This window comes from Streptomyces sp. CB01201, assembly GCF_002803085.1.
GTDB classification, from domain to species: domain Bacteria; phylum Actinomycetota; class Actinomycetes; order Streptomycetales; family Streptomycetaceae; genus Streptomyces; species Streptomyces hundungensis.
In genome coordinates this window covers 97,789-115,864 of sequence record NZ_NNBJ01000017.1, presented here as the reverse complement: position 1 = coordinate 115,864, position 18,076 = coordinate 97,789, and the positions used below count along the sequence as shown (strand labels likewise).

At 72.2% G+C, this 18,076-nt stretch carries 14 protein-coding genes; 6 read left to right on the top strand and 8 right to left on the bottom strand.

Annotated elements, in window-relative coordinates:
* From iolD to iolC, 4 genes are all read right to left on the bottom strand, one after another.
* A complete protein-coding gene (gene iolD, locus CG740_RS30270; RefSeq protein ID WP_100578527.1) occupies positions 1-1,890 on the bottom strand; it encodes a 3D-(3,5/4)-trihydroxycyclohexane-1,2-dione acylhydrolase (decyclizing) in 1,890 nt (629 codons plus the stop codon).
* Positions 1,881-2,726, bottom strand: coding sequence for a 5-deoxy-glucuronate isomerase (gene iolB / locus CG740_RS30265; RefSeq protein ID WP_100578462.1), 846 nt, complete (start codon positions 2,724-2,726; stop codon positions 1,881-1,883). Before iolB ends, iolD begins: the two co-directional genes overlap by 10 nt.
* Positions 2,727-2,791: 65 nt before the next feature.
* Entirely contained in the window at positions 2,792-3,679 is an 888-nt protein-coding gene (locus tag CG740_RS30260) for a Cgl0159 family (beta/alpha)8-fold protein (protein ID WP_100578461.1), read from the bottom strand.
* Positions 3,676-4,656 (bottom strand): 5-dehydro-2-deoxygluconokinase, encoded by a 981-nt coding sequence (iolC, locus tag CG740_RS30255; protein WP_100578460.1) that lies wholly within the window; start codon positions 4,654-4,656, stop codon positions 3,676-3,678. Before iolC ends, CG740_RS30260 begins: the two co-directional genes overlap by 4 nt.
* A gap of 261 nt (positions 4,657-4,917) precedes the next feature.
* Between iolC and CG740_RS30250 the strand changes: the two genes are divergently transcribed.
* The 4 genes from CG740_RS30250 to CG740_RS30225 all read left to right on the top strand — a co-directional run bounded on the left by CG740_RS30250 (position 4,918) and on the right by CG740_RS30225 (position 9,493).
* Positions 4,918-5,820, top strand: a complete 903-nt coding sequence (locus CG740_RS30250) for a sugar phosphate isomerase/epimerase family protein (RefSeq protein WP_100578459.1) — start codon at positions 4,918-4,920, stop codon at positions 5,818-5,820.
* Positions 5,821-6,097: 277 nt separating this feature from the next.
* Positions 6,098-6,295, top strand: coding sequence for a helix-turn-helix transcriptional regulator (locus CG740_RS30245; protein ID WP_100578458.1), 198 nt, complete (start codon positions 6,098-6,100; stop codon positions 6,293-6,295).
* Between the two features lie 179 nt (positions 6,296-6,474).
* The gene (locus CG740_RS30240) at positions 6,475-6,786 is read left to right on the top strand and encodes a heavy-metal-associated domain-containing protein (protein WP_100578457.1); all 312 of its coding nucleotides are present in this window, start codon (positions 6,475-6,477) and stop codon (positions 6,784-6,786) included.
* A 139-nt stretch (positions 6,787-6,925) separates the two neighbouring features.
* On the top strand, positions 6,926-9,493 hold the full coding sequence (locus CG740_RS30225; protein ID WP_234376561.1) for a heavy metal translocating P-type ATPase: 2,568 nt from the start codon (positions 6,926-6,928) through the stop codon (positions 9,491-9,493).
* Positions 9,494-9,866: 373 nt separating this feature from the next.
* Here the strand turns inward: CG740_RS30225 and CG740_RS30220 are convergent, their stop codons facing one another.
* Both CG740_RS30220 and recD2 read right to left on the bottom strand, forming a co-directional pair.
* Positions 9,867-11,165 (bottom strand): citrate synthase, encoded by a 1,299-nt coding sequence (locus CG740_RS30220; protein ID WP_100578456.1) that lies wholly within the window; start codon positions 11,163-11,165, stop codon positions 9,867-9,869.
* A 179-nt stretch (positions 11,166-11,344) separates the two neighbouring features.
* Complete coding sequence (recD2, locus tag CG740_RS30215) at positions 11,345-13,567, bottom strand: SF1B family DNA helicase RecD2 (protein ID WP_100578455.1); 2,223 nt, start codon at positions 13,565-13,567, stop codon at positions 11,345-11,347.
* Between the two features lie 382 nt (positions 13,568-13,949).
* Here recD2 and CG740_RS30210 point away from each other — a divergent pair, with 382 nt between their 5' ends.
* Positions 13,950-14,531, top strand: a complete 582-nt coding sequence (locus tag CG740_RS30210; RefSeq protein ID WP_100578454.1) for a DUF937 domain-containing protein — start codon at positions 13,950-13,952, stop codon at positions 14,529-14,531.
* 262 nt (positions 14,532-14,793) lie between these two features.
* Here the strand turns inward: CG740_RS30210 and CG740_RS30200 are convergent, their stop codons facing one another.
* Positions 14,794-15,078, bottom strand: coding sequence for a hypothetical protein (locus CG740_RS30200; RefSeq protein ID WP_100578453.1), 285 nt, complete (start codon positions 15,076-15,078; stop codon positions 14,794-14,796).
* Positions 15,079-15,226: 148 nt separating this feature from the next.
* Here CG740_RS30200 and CG740_RS30195 point away from each other — a divergent pair, with 148 nt between their 5' ends.
* The gene (locus CG740_RS30195) at positions 15,227-16,369 is read left to right on the top strand and encodes a CapA family protein (RefSeq protein WP_100578452.1); all 1,143 of its coding nucleotides are present in this window, start codon (positions 15,227-15,229) and stop codon (positions 16,367-16,369) included.
* A 482-nt stretch (positions 16,370-16,851) separates the two neighbouring features.
* On the opposite strand, the gene CG740_RS30190 is transcribed toward CG740_RS30195, so the two are convergent.
* Complete coding sequence (locus CG740_RS30190) at positions 16,852-17,901, bottom strand: LacI family DNA-binding transcriptional regulator (RefSeq protein WP_100578451.1); 1,050 nt, start codon at positions 17,899-17,901, stop codon at positions 16,852-16,854.
* Positions 17,902-18,076 lie beyond the last annotated feature (175 nt).

The following is an 18,076-nucleotide window of genomic DNA, read 5'->3' as shown; positions in this document are numbered from 1 at the left end:
TCACAGATGGCGGCGTCGGGCGGTGACGTGCCGTTCGTACTCCTCGCGGGCCGTGACCGCCGACGTGCGGGTCGCGGTCTCGGCCACGGGCACATCCCACCACGCCTGGGCCGGGGGCGGGCCCGACACTGTGTCGGGCGTTTCGGTCTCCACGTAGACACATGTAGGCACGTCCGAGCGGCGCGCCTGCCCGAGGGCTTCCCGCAGGTCACGCACGGTTTCGGCGCGCAGCACCCGCATCCCGAGCGAGGCCGCGTTGGCCGCCAGGTCGACCGGCAGCGGCGCTCCGCCGAAGCTGCCGTCCGGCGCCCGGAACCGGTAGGCCGTGCCGAACCGCTCACCCCCCACCGCGTCCGAGAGCCCGCCGATCGAGGCGTACCCATGGTTCTGGAGGATCACCACCTTGATGGGGAGGTTCTCCTGCACCGCGGTGACGATTTCGGTGGGGTTCATGAGATACGTACCGTCGCCGACCAGGGCCCAGACGGGCCGGCCGGGCGCCGCGAGGGCTACTCCGATCGCCGCGGGGATCTCGTAGCCCATGCAGGAGTAGCCGTATTCGACGTGGTACTGGTCGCGCGAGCGGGTCCGCCACAGCTTGTGCAGGTCGCCGGGGAGCGAGCCGGCCGCGTTGATCAGGATGTCGTCCCCGGTGACCAACGTGTCGAGTACGCCGAGGACTTGGGCCTGCGTGGGGCGCACGTCGTCGGATCCGGGCGCGTAGGCGGCGCTCACGCGCACCTCCCACGCGGCCTTCAGGCGCGCGCACCCGGCCTCGTAGTCGGCGGCCACGCGGTGACCCTTCAGGGCGTCGCGCAGCGCGGCGAGCCCGGTGCGGGCGTCGCCGACCAGTTGGCGGCCGCCCACCTTGTGCGCGTCGGCGGGGCGGACATTGAGGTTGAGGAAGCGGACGTCCGGGTTCTGGAAGAGGGTGGACGAGGCGGTGGTGAAGTCGGTCCAGCGGGTGCCGACGCCGAGCACCACATCGGCGGTCCCGGCGAGTTCGTCGGCGGTGGCGGTGCCGGTGTGGCCGATGCCGCCGACGTCCTGGGGGTGGTCGTGCGGCAGCGCGCCCTTGCCGGCCTGAGTGCTCGCGACCGGGATGCCGGTGTCCTCGGCGAGTGCGCCGAGCACGTCCTGCGCACGGGCGTGCCGCACCCCGCCGCCCGCGACGATCAGCGGCCGCCGGGCCGACCTCAACTCGCGTGCGGCGAAGGCCAGTTCCTCGGGATCCACGGCGGGCGCCCGCACCCGCCAGACCCGTTCCCGGAAGAACTCCTCGGGCCAGTCGTACGCCTCGGCCTGGACGTCCTGCGGCAGCGCGAGCGTGACCGCGCCGGTGTTCGCCGGGTCGGTCAGGACGCTCATCGCGTTCGGGGCGGCCGTCAGGAGCGCCTCGGGGCGGCTGATCCGGTCGAAGTAGCGGGAGACCGGGCGCAGGCAGTCGTTGACCGACACATCGCCGGCGTAGGGGACTTCGAGCTGCTGGAGGACGGGATCCGCGGGCCGGGTGGCGAAGGTGTCACCGGGCAGCAGGAGCACCGGCAGGTGGTTGACGGTGGCCAGGGCCGCGCCGGTGACGAGATTGGTGGCGCCGGGACCGATCGAGGTGGTCACCGCGTGGGTGGAGAGCCGGGACGTCTGGCGGGCGTAGCCGACGGCGGCGTGCACCATGGCCTGCTCGTTGCGGCCCTGGTGGAAGGGCATGGCGTCCGGCCCGGCTTCGAGCAGCGCCTGCCCGATCCCGGCGACGTTCCCGTGCCCGAAGATGCCCCAAGTCGCCGCGATCAGGCGGTGGTTGACGCCGTCGCACGCGGTGTGCTGGCGGGCCAGGAAGGCGATCAGGGCCTGGGCGGTGGTGAGGCGGCGCGTCGTACCGGTCACTGGTATCCCTCCACGTGGTCGGGGTGGAAGGAGATCTTCCACTCCCGCTCGGGCCCCGGCCCCGCCATCACGTTCAGGTAGTACATGGCGTTGCCCGGCTGGGCGATGGACGGCCCGTGCCAGCCGTCCGGCACCAGCACCGCGTCGCCGGAGCGGACCTCGGCGAGCAGCTCGGCGCCGCCCGCGCGGGACGGCGAGATCCGGTGGTAGCCGTAGCCGCCAGGGCGCTCGAACGCGAAGTAGTAGATCTCCTCCAGCTCGCTCTCCCGGCCCGGCACGTGCTCGTCGTGCTTGTGCGGCGGGTACGAGGACCAGTTGCCGCCCGGCGTGATCACCTCCACGGCGATCAGACGGTCGCAGGCGAAGGCGTCCGCGGCGGCGAAGTTGCGCACCGTACGGGCGCAGTTGCCCGAACCCCGGGCCTCGACGGGTACCTCCGGCGCGGGGCCGCGGCGAGCGGGGAGTCGTCGCTCGCACCGCGCTCCTGCCAGGGCGAAGCGGCCTCCCGCGCCGGAGGTGATCAGGGCGTCCGCGTCTCGCGGAACGTAGGCGAAGTCGGTGGGCCCCTCGAACACACCCGTGCGCCCGGTCAGTTCGAGGTCGAGCCCTTCGGTGCGCACCGTGCAGCCGCCGCCGAGCGGCACCACGAGCCACTCGCTGTCCCCGGCGGCCAGCAGGTGCGAGCCGCCGGGCGGCAGGTCGAGGACCCGCAGGGACGAGTAGCGCGGGGACGAGTGGTGCGGGGTCGTGTGGTGCGGGGCGTCGCGCGCCGGGCCGATGTCGAGGGCGTACGCGTCGCGGCCCGCAGTCCCGGCCCGTACGTGCAGTTCCTGGTGATCCATGATCCGATCCCTACCCTCCACCCTCCACCCTCCACCCGCTCCACCCGCTCCACCCGCTCCACCCGCTACAGCAGCCCGACGGCGGTATCGACGGCAGCCGCCACATCGCCGTCGGCCGGATAGAGCAGCGGTCGCCCCGCGACCAAGCCCTGCACGGTGGGCAGTTGCAGCGCCCCGCGCCACTTCTCGAAGGCGGCGTCCTGGTCGCCCGCCGTGTCGCCGCCGAGCAGCACCGCGGGCAGCGTACTGGTGGCCATGACCTTGGCCATGTCGTCCGGGTTCTCGGTCACGGGCACCTTCAGCCAGGTGTACGCGGAGGTGCCGCCGAGGCCGGAGGCGATGGCGACGGACCGGGTGACGGCCTCGGCCGAGAGGTCGTGCGACACCCTGCCGTTGCGCCGGTGGCAGATGAACGGCTCTATGAACAAAGGGAGTTGGCGCTCCGCCATCGCGTCGACGGCGCGGGCGGCGGTGTGCAGGGTGTCGAGCGAGCCCGGGTCCTGGTAGTCGATGCGCAGCAGCAGTTTGCCCGCGTCGAAGCGGAGCCGCTCCAGGTCCTGGGCGCGGTGGCCGGTGAAGCGGTCGTCGAGCTCGAAGGCGGCGCCGGCCAGGCCGCCGCGGTTCATGGAGCCGATGACGACCTTGTCGTCGAGGGCGCCGAGCAGCAGCAGGTCCTCCAGGACGTCGGCACCCGCGAGTACGCCGTCGACGCCGGGCCGCGACAGGGCGAGCCGGAGCCGGTCGAGCAGCTCGCCCCGGTCGGCCATGGCCAGCCCGTCGCCGCCGACACCGAGCGCGCCCCGGGCCGGATGGTCGGCGGCGATCACCATCAGCCGCCCGCCGTCGCCCCGGAGCAGCGGTCTGCGCACCCGGCGGGCGGCGGCCTCGGCGACGGCCTCGGGGTGGCGGGCCCGGATCGCCGCGAGCCCGCCGGGCCCGAGGACCGCGCTCATGCGCGGCCCCCTTCCAGGACGTGCTCGACCTCGGCGGGGAAGGGCATGGCGGCGGAACAGGCGAGCCGGGACGCGACGATGGCCCCGGCGGCGTTGGCGTACCGCATGACGCGTTCGAGCTCCCACCCGGCGAGCAGCCCGTGGCAGAGCGCCCCGCCGAACGCGTCCCCCGCTCCGAGCCCGTTGACCACGTCGACCGGCACCGGCGCCACCTCGGCCACGGTCCCGTCCCGGTGCACGGCGAGCACTCCCTCGGGGCCCTGTTTGACGACGGCGAGCTCGACCCCGGCCCTCAGCAGCGCATCGGCGGCGGCGCGGGGTTCGCGCTCCCCCGTGGCGGCCTCGCACTCGTCGATGTTCCCGACGGCGACGGTGGCATGGGCCAGGGCCTCGCGGTAGTGGGCCCGGGCTTCGGCGGGATCCGCCCAGAACACGGGCCGCCAGTCGAGGTCGAGGACGGTGCAGGAGCGAGCGCCGCCGGCGGCCCGGGATGCGGCGCCCCGCACCCGCAGCGCGGCCAGCGTCGTCGCCCGGCTCGGCTGCGCGCACAGCCCCGTCCCGGTGACCCAGAAGATCCGCGCCGCCCGGATCGCGGCGAGGTCCAACTCCCCTTCCCACAGCTCCAGATCGGGTGCCTTGGGCAGCCGGTAGAAGTACAGCGGGAAGTGGTCCGGCGGGAACACCTCGCAGAAGGTGACCGGCGTGGGCAGCCCGTCCACGGGGGTGACCCAGCGCGCGTCCACCCCGAACCGGCCCAGCTCCGCCCGGAGATAGTCCCCGAACGGATCGCGCCCGGTACGCGTGACGACGGCGACACGGCGGCCGAGCCGGGCCCCGGCGACGGCCACGTTGGAGGGCGAGCCGCCGAGGAACTTCCCGAACGAGCCGACCTCCGCGAGCGACACCCCGCTCTGCAACGGATAGAGGTCGACCCCGATCCGGCCCATCGTGATCAGGTCGTACGGCACGTCGTCCATGCACATCCCCTCGGATCGCCGACCGGACAACCGGACGGCCGGACAGCCGGGCGGTCGAACGGTCGAACGGTCGGACAGCTGGGTCACTGATCGCCGGGTTGTTGATCGCGGAGCACCGGAGCACCGGAACGCCGGACCGCCGGACCGCCGGACCGCCGGTGACCCCAGGTCTAGCCGTACGCTCCCACCCCTGTCAATCTTTTGTCCTTACATTCGGACGTTGCCTTGACACCCCTCCCGGGCCCCCGGAAGGCTGGCTCCATGACGACGGCGAAGACCCGCATCCGGATCGGTTCGGCCCCCGACTCCTGGGGCGTCTGGTTCCCCGACGACCCTCGCCAAGTCCCCTGGCGGCGCTTCCTCGACGAGGTCGCGAGCGCGGGCTACGAGTGGATCGAACTCGGACCGTACGGCTATCTGCCCACCGACCCGGCGCGCCTCGCCGAGGAGACCGCCGCACGGAACCTGCGGGTCTCGGCGGGGACCGTCTTCACCGGCCTGCACCACGGCCCGGCGGTGTGGGAGGAGACCTGGGCGCACGTCGCGGAGGTGGCCGCCCTCACCCGGGCCACCGGCGCCGGCCACCTCGTCGTCATCCCGTCCTTCTGGCGTGACGACAAGAGCGGCGAGGTCCTGGAGAGCAGCACGCTGACCGCCGCGCAGTGGCGCGATCTCGCCGGTCAGACCGAGCGTCTGGCCCGCGAGGTGCGGGACCGGTACGGCCTGCGCGTGGTCGTGCACCCGCATGCCGACACCCACATCGACAGCGAGGAGAACGTGGCCCGCTTCCTGCACGCCACGGACTCCGACCTGGTCTCGCTGTGCCTGGACACCGGGCACTACGCGTACTGCGGCGGCGACAGCGTCAAGCTGATCGAGACGTACGGGGAGCGGATCGGCTACCTCCACCTCAAGCAGGTGGACCCAGAGGTGCTGGCCCAAGTCCGCGCGGAGGGAACGCCGTTCGGGCCGGCCGTCGCGCGGGGCGTGATGTGCGAGCCGCCGCGGGGGGTGCCGGCGCTCGAACCGGTGCTGGCCGCGGCGCAGGCCCTGGACGTCGACCTCTTCGCGATCGTGGAGCAGGACATGTACCCGTGCGACCCCGGCAAGCCGCTGCCCATCGCCGAGCGCACCCGGGCCTTCCTGCGCTCCTGCGGGGCCTGACGCACTCCTGGGCGCCCCCTCGGCCCCGCCGGGCGGAGGGGGCGTTCACTCGTTTGCACCAACCGCCCTTTTCGTCACGCACGTCACAACGATCTCCCTCCCGTCACACATGTCTCGATTACGCGGGTCTTGCGTCACAGGCGGTCGACAGGAGGCCCCCGAGCCTCACTCTCTGTCGTTCAACGGGCACAGGCTGAGTGATCGCCAAGCGCTCGCGCCGCAGCTCCCCCGACGACCGTCCGGCCGCCGCTGCGACGCACGCAGGGAGGTGCCTTACATGACCGACCGAAGGCTCTGGTCCTACAAGGAAATCGCCGCGCACATCCGGGTACAGCCCGACACCGTGCGCTCCTATCGCAAACACGGACTCCTTCCGGCCCCGGACCTCGTGGAGAACGGCAAGCCCTATTGGTTCGCGGACACGATCCGCGCCTGGGTCGCCCGCCGCCCAGGCAACCGGGGCCGCCGCGATTGAGAGGGGGCGCACCGGGGGCGGCGATCGCGTCGTTGACACCACGAAACGCCCCCGGCCGCGGCCACGACGGTCGCGTGATACCCCCTAGGGGTATAACCTGGGGAACGTGAGGGCGGCCCGGCCTCCCCTTGGCCCCCTCATGCACCATGGATCCGTACGCCCGTGAAGAGGAGAACGCCATGACCGCCGAGACCGAGACCACCGTCGCCGCGACCGGTTCCTGCTGCTCGCCCGCCGGTGGCTGCCACGACGGCGGAGCCGCCGACGTCCAGGTGGGCACCGTCACCACCGTCTACAAGGTCTCCGGCATGAGCTGCGGGCACTGCGAGGGCGCGGTGTCCGGCGAGATCTCCGAGATCGCGGGCGTCGGCTCGGTCAAGGCCGTCGCCGCCACCGGCGAGGTCACCGTGATCTCGGCCGCCCCACTCGACGAGGAAGCGGTCCGCGCGGCCGTCGACGAGGCGGGCTACGAACTGGTCGGCCTCGCCTGACCGGAGCGCGTCCCCTCGCTCACCCCTCGGGCCGCACCCGCCCGGCTACCCGCCGGCGCCGTGCGGCCCGGCCCGCTTTCTGGAGCCCCCCGTGCAGACCCCCGACCCCGCCCAGCGCATCGAACTCGCCATCGGCGGGATGACCTGCGCGGCGTGCGCGTCCCGCATCGAGAAGAAGCTGAACCGGATGCCGGGGGTGACGGCGACGGTCAACTACGCGACGGAGAAGGCGCGGGTTGCCTTCGGCGAGGGGGTGGACGTCGACGACGTGATCGCCATGGTGGTGAAAACGGGCTATACGGCCGAGCGCCAACCCACGCCGTTCGCACGGCAACCCACCCCAGACGGCCGGCAACCCACCCCGCCCGAACGGCAACCCACCCCAGACGGGCAGCAGTCCACCCCAGACGGGCGGCAACCCACCCCAGACGGGCAGCAACCCACCCCGCCCGAACGGCAACCCACCCCAGACGGGCAGCAGTCCACCCCAGACGGGCGGCAACCCACCCCAGACGGGCGGCAACCCACCCCGGCCGAACGGCAACCCACCCCAGACGGGCAGCAACCCACCCCGCCCGAACGGCAACCCACCTCAGCCCGTCCGGCGTTTGAGGACGAGCGCCCTTCAGGCGCGAACGGGGTCCGGGGCGGAGCCCCGGCAGCCACCGATCCGCAGACGCCGACGCCGAGCAGCACCCCGCAGGGGCAGCACCCCCCGCAGGGGCAGGGCACCCCGCAGGGGCAGGCAGGGGCCCCGGCCACCCTGAGGACGCGGCTGAGGATCACGGCCCTCCTCTCCGCGCCCGTCGTCGCGCTGGCGATGATCCCCCCGCTCCAGTTCGACAACTGGCAGTGGCTCTCCCTCACCCTCGCCGCCCCGGCCGTCATCTGGGGCGGCCTCCCCTTCCACCGCGCCGCATGGACCAACCTGCGGCACGGCGCCGCCACGATGGACACCCTGGTCTCCACCGGCACCCTCGCCGCGTTCGGCTGGTCGCTGTGGGCGCTGTTCTTCGGGACCGCAGGCATGCCGGGCATGCGGCACGGGTTCAGCTTCGGCACCGGACGCGGGGACGGCGCGGGAACCATCTACCTCGAAGTGGCCGCCGGAGTCGTCACGTTCATCCTGCTCGGCCGCCACCTGGAGGCCCGCGCCAAGCGGAAGTCCGGGGCCGCCCTGCGCGCCCTGATGGAGCTGGGCGCCAAGGACGTCGCCGTACTGCGCGAAGGGACCGAACTACGCGTTCCCGTAGACCAGTTGCGTACCGATGACCATTTCGTCGTACGCCCCGGGGAGAAGATCGCCACGGACGGCACCGTCGTCGAGGGCGCCTCCGCGGTCGACGCCTCGATGCTGACCGGCGAGGCCGTCCCGGTGGACGTGGGCGTGGGCGACTCCGTCACCGGCGCCACGGTGAACGCCGGCGGTCGTCTGATCGTCGAGGCGACCCGGATCGGCGCGGACACCCAACTCGCCCGCATGGGGCGCTTGGTGGAGGACGCCCAGAACGGCAAGGCCCAGGCGCAGCGCCTCGCGGACCGCGTCGCGGGCGTCTTCGTGCCGGTGGTGTTCCTGATCGCGGCGGCCACCCTGGCCGGCCGGCTGCTCGCCACCGGCGACGCCACCGCCGCCTTCACCGCGGCCGTCGCCGTACTGATCATCGCCTGCCCGTGCGCGCTCGGTCTGGCCACTCCGACCGCGCTGATGGTCGGCACCGGACGCGGCGCCCAGCTCGGCATCCTGATCAAGGGTCCGGAGGTACTCGAATCGACCCGCCGCGTGGACACCGTCGTCCTGGACAAGACGGGCACGGTCACCACGGGACGTATGAGCCTGACCGAGGTCCACACCGCCGACGGCATCGAGGAGAAGCAACTCCTGCGCCTGGCCGGGGCCTTGGAGCACGCCTCGGAGCACCCCATCGCCCGCGCGATCGCGTCCGGCGCCGAGGACCGGGCCGGCGCCCTGCCCGACGCCGAAGACTTCCGCGCACTGCCGGGCCGGGGCGTGGAGGGGGTCGTGGAGGGCCACCGGGTGTACGTGGGCCGGGACCGCGAGCTGGAGCTGCCGCCCGGGCTCGCCGAGGCCAGGAGCACCGCCGAGGCCCAGGGGAGTACGGCCGTCACGGTCGCCTGGGACGGGGTGGCCCGGGGCGTCCTCGCCGTGTCGGACACCGTGAAGGAGACGAGCGCCGAGGCCGTCGCCCGGCTGCGCGCACTCGGGCTGACCCCCGTACTGCTCACCGGCGACCACCGCACGGCCGCCCTCTCGGTGGCCGCGGAGGTCGGCATCGCGGCCGACGCCGTGTACGCGGAGGTCCGGCCCGAGGACAAGGCCGCGGTCGTCGAGCGCCTTCGGGGACAGGGCCGTACGGTCGCGATGGTCGGCGATGGCGTCAACGACGCGGCCGCCCTCGCCATCGCCGATCTGGGTTTTGCCATGGGGACCGGCACGGACGCCGCGATCGAGGCGGCCGATCTCACGCTCGTCCGCGGTGACCTGCGGGTTGTCGCGGATGCGATCCGGTTGTCCCGGCGCACCCTGGCCACCATCAAAGGCAACCTTTTCTGGGCATTCGGCTACAACATGGCCGCGGTCCCGCTGGCCGCCGCGGGCCTGCTGAATCCGATGATCGCGGGCGCGGCTATGGCGCTCTCGTCCGTGTTCGTGGTAACCAACAGCCTACGGTTGCGTTCCTTCACCTGACCTCCACAAAGAGATCTAGATCACAGAGGTTTTGAGGTAACCATCGGGAGGGGTCGGGAGTCTAAGTGTGCGATGCCGCGGATGTCTTGGGGGACGTCCATGGAATGTCTTGGGGGACGTTCCAGGCAACGCGTTGGCCGGGGCACGTACGTCGGGAGCTTTGAGCGGCCCACCCGACAGGTACGTACCCCGGCAGACCGCCTAGACCCCCGGCCGGATCCCGTGGGGGGAATCCGCACCGGGAAACAGGGAAGCGCCCCGACTGCCAACCCGTGGGGGGATTGGCAGCGGGGCGCTTTCCGACTTACGGAAGCTTGCGGCAGGCCCGCGGAAGCTCGCCGAAGGCCTGGGGAAGCTTGCAGCAGGCCTCGGGTCAGCGACCCTCGACCGGCACGAAGTCGCGAAGGACCTCACCCGTGTAGATCTGGCGCGGGCGGCCGATGCGGGAGCCGGGCTCCTTGATCATCTCGTGCCACTGGGCGATCCAGCCCGGCAGACGGCCGAGGGCGAAGAGGACCGTGAACATCTCGGTCGGGAAGCCCATGGCGCGGTAGATCAGACCCGTGTAGAAGTCCACGTTCGGGTACAGGTTGCGCGAGACGAAGTAGTCGTCGCTCAGCGCGTGCTCTTCCAGCTTCAGCGCGATGTCGAGCAGCTCGTCGGACTTGCCGAGGGCCGAGAGGACATCGTGCGCGGCGGCCTTGATGATCTTCGCGCGCGGGTCGAAGGACTTGTACACCCGGTGGCCGAAGCCCATCAGGCGGACGCCGTCCTCCTTGTTCTTCACCTTGCGGATGAAGGAGTCCACGTCGCCGCCGTTGGCCTGGATGCCTTCCAGCATCTCCAGGACCGACTGGTTGGCGCCACCGTGCAGGGGGCCCCACAGGGCGCTGATGCCGGCCGAGATCGAGGCGAACATGTTCGCCTGCGAGGAGCCGACCAGACGCACGGTGGAGGTCGAACAGTTCTGCTCGTGGTCCGCGTGCAGGATGAGCAGCTTGTCCAGCGCCGAGACGACGACCGGGTCCAGCTCGTACTCCTGGGCCGGCACCGAGAACGTCATGCGCAGGAAGTTCTCGACGTAGCCGAGGTCGTTGCGCGGGTAGACGAAGGGGTGGCCGATCGACTTCTTGTACGCGTACGCCGCGATCGTGGGCAGCTTGGCGAGCAGCCGGATCGTGGACAGGTGGCGCTGCTTCTCGTCGAACGGGTTGTGGCTGTCCTGGTAGAACGTGGACAGCGCGGAGACCACGGACGACAGCATCGCCATCGGGTGGGCGTCACGCGGGAAGCCGTCGAAGAACCGCTTCACGTCCTCGTGGAGCAGCGTGTGCCCGGTGATCTCGCTCTTGAAGCTGGAAAGCTCGTCGACGGTCGGAAGCTCGCCGTTGATCAGCAGGTACGCGACCTCGACGAAGGTCGAGCGCTCCGCCAGCTGCTCGATCGGGTACCCGCGGTAGCGCAGGATGCCCTGCTCGCCGTCCAGGTAGGTAATGGCGGATTTATAGGCGGCGGTATTGCCGTATCCGCTGTCGAGGGTGACCAGTCCGGTCTGGGCTCGGAGCTTCCCGATGTCGAAGCCCTTGTCGCCGACGGTGCTGTCGATCACCGGGTAGGTGTACTCGCCATCGCCGAACCGCAGTACTACAGCGTTGTTCGCGTTCTCGCTCACGTCATCCCTCACCGACGTAGTGCCTCTTCTTCGAGGTGCCCTGACTGTCTCTACCATCCCCCATTTGGCTCAGCAGAGTGCACTCGGGGTCGCCCATTGGGCTTATTCACGGCACTCAGTGCCGTCAACCTGCTCATCCTGCCCCCTTCGCCCCGGTTAGGAAAGTCCGGGGTGGGGTTTCACACCAAAGTGCCCCCTGCCAGTCTGTGAGCGAGTGCGGTAAAGCGCCTGCCTGCGGAAACGGTACGGACCGCCTGGCCGATCGCCTTGCGGGACCCCACCAGGACGACGAGCTTCTTGGCCCGGGTCACCGCCGTGTAGAGCAGATTGCGCTGGAGCATCATCCAGGCGCTGGTGGTGACCGGGATGACGACGGCCGGGTACTCGCTGCCCTGGGAGCGGTGGATCGTCACGGCGTAGGCGTGGGACAGCTCGTCCAGCTCGTCGAACTCGTACGGCACCTCCTCGTCCTCGTCCGTCAGGACCGTCAGGCGCTGGTCGTCGAGGTTGAGCGCGGTGACCACGCCGACGGTGCCGTTGAAGACGCCGTTCTTGCCCTTCTCGTAATTGTTGCGAATCTGGGTGACCTTGTCGCCGACGCGGAACACCCTTCCACCGAACCTTTTCTCCGGCAGGTCGGGCCGGGCGGGCGTGATCGCCTGCTGGAGCAGGCCGTTGAGGGCGCCGGCTCCGGCCGGGCCCCGGTGCATGGGGGCGAGGACCTGGATGTCGCGGCGCGGGTCGAGCCCGAACTTCGCCGGGATGCGCCGGGCCGCCACGTCGACGGTGAGACGCCCCGCGTCCTCCGTCTCGTCCTCGACGAACAGGAAGAAGTCGTCCAGGCCCGAAGTGAGCGGCTGGGAGCCGGAGTTGATGCGGTGGGCGTTGGTGACGACGCCGGACTGCTGGGCCTGCCGGAAGATCCGGGTCAGCCGCACGCGGGGGACGGGGCCGCCCTCGGCGAGCAGATCGCGCAGCACCTCACCGGCGCCGACCGAGGGCAGCTGGTCGACATCTCCCACCATCAGCAGATGGGCGCCCGGTGCCACCGCCTTGACCAGCTTGTTGGCGAGGAGCAGGTCGAGCATGGAGGCCTCGTCGACGACGACCAGGTCCGCGTCCAGCGGCCGGTCCTTGTCGTACGCCGCGTCCCCTCCCGGCTTCAGTTCGAGCAGGCGGTGCACGGTGGAGGCCTCGGCTCCGGTCAGCTCGGCCAGGCGCTTGGCGGCCCGCCCGGCCGGCGCGGCGAGCACGACCTTGGCCTTCTTGGCGCGGGCCAGCTCCACCACCGAGCGGACGGTGAAGGACTTGCCGCAGCCCGGGCCGCCGGTGAGCACGGCGACCTTGCTGGTCAGCGCCAGCTTCACGGCCTCCTGCTGCTCGGGGGCCAGCTCGGCGCCGGTGCGGGTGGCCAGCCAGCCGAGCGCCTTGTCCCAGTCGACCCCGGCGAAGGACGGCATCCGGTCCTCGCCGGTCCGCAGCAGCCGGCCGACCTGGGCGGCCAGCGACAGCTCCGCGCGGTGGAACGGCACGAGGTAGACGGCGGCGACGGGCTCGCCCCCGTCGGGCCCCGGGACCTTCTCGCGTACGGCCCCCTCCTCGGCGATGAGTTCGGCCAGACACTCGATGACGAGGCCGGTGTCGACCTGGAGCAGCTTCACCGCGTCCGCGATCAGGCGCTCCTCGGGCAGGAAGCAGTGCCCCTGGTCGGTGGACTGGGACAGCGCGTACTGCAGGCCCGCCTTCACGCGCTCCGGGCTGTCGTGCGGGATGCCGACGGCCTGGGCGATCTTGTCGGCGGTGAGGAACCCGATGCCCCAGACGTCGGCGGCCAGCCGGTAGGGCTGGTTCTTGACGACCGAGATCGACGCGTCCTCGTACTTCTTGTAGATGCGCACGGCGATGGAGGTGGAGACGCCGACGCCCTGGAGGAAGACCATGACCTCCTTGATGGCCTTCTGCTCCTCCCACGCGGCGGCGATCTTCTTGGTCCGCTTGGGGCCGAGCCCCGGGACCTCGATCAGCCGCCCCGGCTCCTGCTCGATGATGTCGAGGGTGTCGGCGCCGAAGTGCTGGGTGATGCGGTCGGCGAAGACCGGGCCGATGCCCTTGATCAGGCCGGAGCCGAGGTAGCGCCGGATGCCCTGGATGGTGGCGGGCAGGACGGTCGTGTAGTTCTCGACGGTGAACTGCTTGCCGTACTGCGGGTGGGAGCCCCAACGCCCCTCCATCCGCAGCGACTCCCCCGGCTGCGCGCCGAGCAGCGAGCCGACCACGGTGAGCAGGTCGTTGCCGCCCCGGCCGGTGTCGACCCGCGCGACGGTGTAGCCGCTCTCCTCATTGGCGTACGTGATCCGCTCAAGGACCCCCTCCACCACCGCCACACCCGTGAGACTGGACATGCCCCGACGCTACCGCCCCGCACTGACAGCCCGGACAACCCGGTTGCGGCGCACGGGAGTCGGGGTGCGGCAGCAGCCGTCGGCGGTATCGCGCGGGCCCGGCCCGCCGCATTCAAGGCCGCATGCGCGGCCGGATGCATGGCCGCATGCGTGGCCGAAGTCAAGGGGGCCCGGTCCGTCGACCGGGCCCCTCGATTTCCCTCCCCGTCAGCGCTTCCCGAAATCCCCCCGGATCCCTCCCCTGAAGCACTGACGCCCTTAAGACCTCCGTCACCCCGGAAGGGTTGTACGACTGCGAGCGGTAATTTTTCCGGAAGCCCCGCGACCGCTCACCGCGCCGCTCGACATGCCGACGGAGCGGGGCGAACGTAGCGTTTGGTGCATGAGCGACAATCCCTCCCCCACTCCTGACGGCGGGTCCTCGCAGCGGTCCTTCCACCAGGACGTCATGGACGAGCTGGGCGACGACGGACTCCAGCAGATCGCCGGGCTGCTCGGCACGGACGCGGCGGGCGCGCAGGACGTGGTCGGTACGACGATGTCCGCGCTGTCGGGCGGGCTGCCCCCGGACACCCAGGAGGAGGTCCGCCAGGCGGTTGCGGAGGCACCGCCGGAGGAGGCCCCCTTGCAGGGCGTGGCCACGCTGGGCGGCGGCCTCGGCGGCATGCTGAGCGGTGGTCTCGCGGCCGGCGTCCTGGCGAAGGTGGCCCGTCCGGTGGCGAACGCCGTGGCCAAGAAGACGGGCCTGCCGCCGGCCACGGTGGCCAAGGCGCTGGAGGTCCTGCTCCCGGTCGCGCTGGCCGTGCTCACGAAGCGGGCGGCATCGAGGCCCTCGGCTTCGGGTGCCGCCCCCGGTGCCGCGCCGGGTACCGGGCCGGGCGCGGCGGGTCCGGCCGCCGGGGCGAACACGGGCGGCCTCGGAGACATCCTGGGTCAGATCCTGGGCGGGGCGGGCAAGAAGTAGCGCGTCCCCGCTCCCGATGGCGGGGAACCCCTCGCCGGAGCGGGCCGGACCCGCCCGGGCCGGCACGCCCGGGACGGCCGGCGGTGCGACGCCCGGGACGGCCGGCGGTGCGACGCCCGGGACGGCCGGTGGCGGGTCGCCCGGGACGGCCGGTGGCGGGTCGCCCGGGCCGGGAAACTTTCACCGGCCGCGGGTCAGGACCGGGCCGCCGCAGCCGGAGTGACGCGGCGGGCCCGGACCGCGGGCGGACCGATACGGCCCCTCAGTTCGTTCCGCCGGTCCCGCCTGCTCCGCCGGTTCCGGCCGCTCCGCTCGCTCCGCGCAGGAACGCGTCGCCGTGCGCGGTGATGTGCGCCTCCACCGCGGCCAGGGCCAACTGCGTGTCGGCCGGTGTGCCGCCGCTGTGCCGCTCGGCGTAGTACGCCGCGCCGAGCCGCTTCAGCAGGTCGTTGCCGGCCCGCTGCTGCTGAACCTCGTCGACCTTCTGCTTGCCCTGGTTGAGTGCGCTCTGCGCCTGCTCCTTGGCCCGGTCGAGAAAACCTGCCATGACCGCCTCCGTTCGTGATCGTGCCCCGTCGTGGCATCACTTCCCCCATCCCGGTCGCACATGCTCCTGCGTACGCCCGATCGGGCCCGCACCGGGAACGGGCACCCCGCACCCCGTCTCGCACACCCGCGCGAATACCCTGACGCGCATGCCCGCCCCCGCCCGCCTCAGGGCTCACTCGCGCCACACCACCGCCGCGACGGCATCCGTGCTGGCCGTCGGCGTCCTGCTGGCGTCCACGGCGTGCTCCGGGTCGCCGTCCGCCGCCCCCGCAGCCGTACGGTCCGCCCCGGCGAGCCCCGAGGCGGCGGTCGCCGTGACGGCCCAGCCCACGCCGGACCTTCCGCCGGGCACGATCACCCTCGCGTTCGGCGGGGACGTCCACTTCACCGGGCGGACCGCGTCCCGCCTGAACGCGACCCCGGCGGACCCGGCCCTCGGGCCGATGTCCAAGACGGTCGCGGCCGCCGACTTCGCGATGGTCAACCTGGAGACCGCCATCACGACGCGCGGCGCGGCGGAGCCGAAGCTCTACCACTTCCGCACTCCGCCCAGCGCGTTGACGGCCCTTCAGCAGTCGGGCGTGGACGCGGTGTCGATGGCCAACAACCACGCCGTCGACTACGGACCCGCGGGCCTGGCCGACACCCTCGACGCGGTGCACCACGCCCCCATTCCGGTGCTCGGCATCGGCGCGAACGAGGCCGAGGCGTACCGGCCGTACGTCAAGAGCATCCGCGGGGTGCGGCTGGCCGTCGTCGCGGCGAGCCAGGTGGTGGACCTGACGAACGACAGGTTCCGCGCGGGGCCGAAGAAACCGGGCATAGCGTCCGCGCTCGACCGGACGAAGCTGCTCGCGGCGGTGAAGCGGGCGAAGGCGGAGGCGGACGTCGTCGTGGTCTATCTGCACTGGGGCACCGAGGGGCAGTCCTGCCCCGGCCCCGAGCAGAAGTCGATCGCCGCGAAGTTGTCGGCGGCGGGGGCGACGGTGGTGGTCGGTACGCATGCGCACGTGATGCTGGGGTCGGGGATGCTCGGTCCGTCGTACGTCAACTACGGCCTGGGGAACCTGCTTTGGTACGGGAGGTCGCCGTACCCTCGCTCCGACGACAGCGGGATCGCGACGCTGACGATCGCCCACGGGAGGGTTGTGAAGCAGGGCTTCACCCCTGCGGTGGTGGACAACCGGGGTGTCCCCATGCCCCAGTCCGGGGCGGCGGCCAAGTCCGTCACGGACCGGCTGGCCTCCCTGCGGCCGTGCGCGGCGCTGGCCCCCGGCCCGAAGCCCTGACCCGTTCCCCCTGGGGGTTTGCCCACCCACCCGCCCGTGACCCGGGGTTGGTTGGCCCCGGGCCCCCCTGGGGCTCCGCCCCAGACCCCGTTCGCGCCTGAACGGCGCTCGTCCTCAAACGCCGGACGGGCTGAAATACCCAATGCCGGCCAGCACCGAGCCATTCAGGGTCACCTACAGGGGCACGGGGAACGGCGCGAGAAGCGACCACGATCCGCACACGGAAAGGGGTTCAGGGGCGCGGGGAACTGCGCGACCAGCCACGCACGGCCCGCACACGGAAACGGGGTCAGGGGCGCGGGGAACTGCGCGAGAAGCGACCACGATCCGCAGACCGAAGCGGGTTCAGGGGCGCGGGGAACTGCGCGACCAGCCACGCACGGCCCGCAGCCCAAAGCGGACCCAGGGGCGCGGGGAACGGCGCAAAAAGCGGGCACCGTCCGCACCCGAACGAGAGTGGGGCCCGGGGCGGGGCCCAGGTCTCAGGCGGTGCGCGGCCCCGCCGTGGACGCCCGCACCATCAACTCCCCGTGCACCGTGGCAATCCCCCCGGGCGGAGCCGGCTCGGCGCCGAGGGCGAGCCGGCCCGCCCGAGCCCCGGCCTCGTACAGCGGCAACCGCACCGTCGTCAGCGCCGGCACCGCGTCCGCGCTGAACGGCAGGTCCACGAAACCCGCCACCGAGACGTCCCCGGGGACGGAGAGCCCCCGGTCCCGCAGCGCCGCACACGCCCCCAGCGCCACCGTGTCGTTGGCGGCCACCACAGCCGTCAACTCCGGCTCCCGCCGCAGGAGTTCGAGGACCGCGTCGTAACCGGAACGGCGGTCGTAGGACCCGTGCACCACCCGCGCGTCGAGCGCGTTCGCGAGGCCCGCCGCAGCCAGGGCGGCCCGGTGGCCCTCCAGGCGGTGCCGGGTCGTGGTGCGTTCCGTGGGCCCGGCGACGTAACCGATCCTGCGGTGGCCGAGGCCGATGAGGTGCTCGGTCAGGCGCCTGCCGCCGCCCCGGTTGTCGAACGCGAGCGTCGCGGTGACGCTGTCGCCGGGCAGCGGCGGCCGCCCGCACAGCACGATGCGGGTGCCCGCGCCCGCGAGCCGCGCGAGCTTCGCCCCGACGGCCGCCTGGTGCGCGGGGTCCTCAAGCGCCCCGCCGGTCACGATGACGGCGGCCGCGCGCTGCCGCTGGAGCAGCGTCAGATAGGTGAGTTCGCGCTCCGGCGAGCCCCCGGTGTTGCAGATGACGGAGAGCTTCTCGCGCGCCCCCCGGCCCTCGCCGATCGCCGCCTGGGCCGCCCCGGCCATGATGCCGAAGAAGGGGTCGGCGATGTCGTTGACGAGAATGCCGATCAGGTCGGAGGTGGCCGCCGCGAGCGAGCTCGCGGGCCCGTTCAGGACGTAGTCCAGCTCGTCCACCGCGCGCAGCACCCGTTCCCGAGTGGCCGCCGCCACCGGGTAGTTGCCGTTGAGCACGCGGGAGACGGTGGCCGGGGACACCTGGGCCCGGGCCGCCACATCCGCCAGGGTCGCTGTCATCTCTGCCTCCGCACCGGTCGGGCGCGATCGTGCCGTTCGAGCATCGCGCGCCGTTCAAGCTTTCGGCCTCTTGTCCGAGGCGCTGTGCGCAGGCTAGCGTCCTGCCCAGTAGAAAGCGCTTGCTATCAGCATTCTCCCAGGTTCCGGGCGCCTTCCGCACAGCCGTGCCCGCCCG

Coding starts and splice junctions, on each gene's coding strand:
- iolB (WP_100578462.1), bottom strand. CDS start 2,726: ATGGATCACCAGGAACTGCACGTACGGGCCGGGACTGCGGGCCGCGAC.
- CG740_RS30260 (WP_100578461.1), bottom strand. CDS start 3,679: ATGAGCGCGGTCCTCGGGCCCGGCGGGCTCGCGGCGATCCGGGCCCGC.
- iolC (WP_100578460.1), bottom strand. CDS start 4,656: ATGGACGACGTGCCGTACGACCTGATCACGATGGGCCGGATCGGGGTC.
- CG740_RS30250 (WP_100578459.1), top strand. CDS start 4,918: ATGACGACGGCGAAGACCCGCATCCGGATCGGTTCGGCCCCCGACTCC.
- CG740_RS30245 (WP_100578458.1), top strand. CDS start 6,098: ATGACCGACCGAAGGCTCTGGTCCTACAAGGAAATCGCCGCGCACATC.
- CG740_RS30240 (WP_100578457.1), top strand. CDS start 6,475: ATGACCGCCGAGACCGAGACCACCGTCGCCGCGACCGGTTCCTGCTGC.
- CG740_RS30225 (WP_234376561.1), top strand. CDS start 6,926: ATGACCTGCGCGGCGTGCGCGTCCCGCATCGAGAAGAAGCTGAACCGG.
- recD2 (WP_100578455.1), bottom strand. CDS start 13,567: ATGTCCAGTCTCACGGGTGTGGCGGTGGTGGAGGGGGTCCTTGAGCGG.
- CG740_RS30210 (WP_100578454.1), top strand. CDS start 13,950: ATGAGCGACAATCCCTCCCCCACTCCTGACGGCGGGTCCTCGCAGCGG.
- CG740_RS30200 (WP_100578453.1), bottom strand. CDS start 15,078: ATGGCAGGTTTTCTCGACCGGGCCAAGGAGCAGGCGCAGAGCGCACTC.
- CG740_RS30195 (WP_100578452.1), top strand. CDS start 15,227: ATGCCCGCCCCCGCCCGCCTCAGGGCTCACTCGCGCCACACCACCGCC.
- CG740_RS30190 (WP_100578451.1), bottom strand. CDS start 17,901: ATGACAGCGACCCTGGCGGATGTGGCGGCCCGGGCCCAGGTGTCCCCG.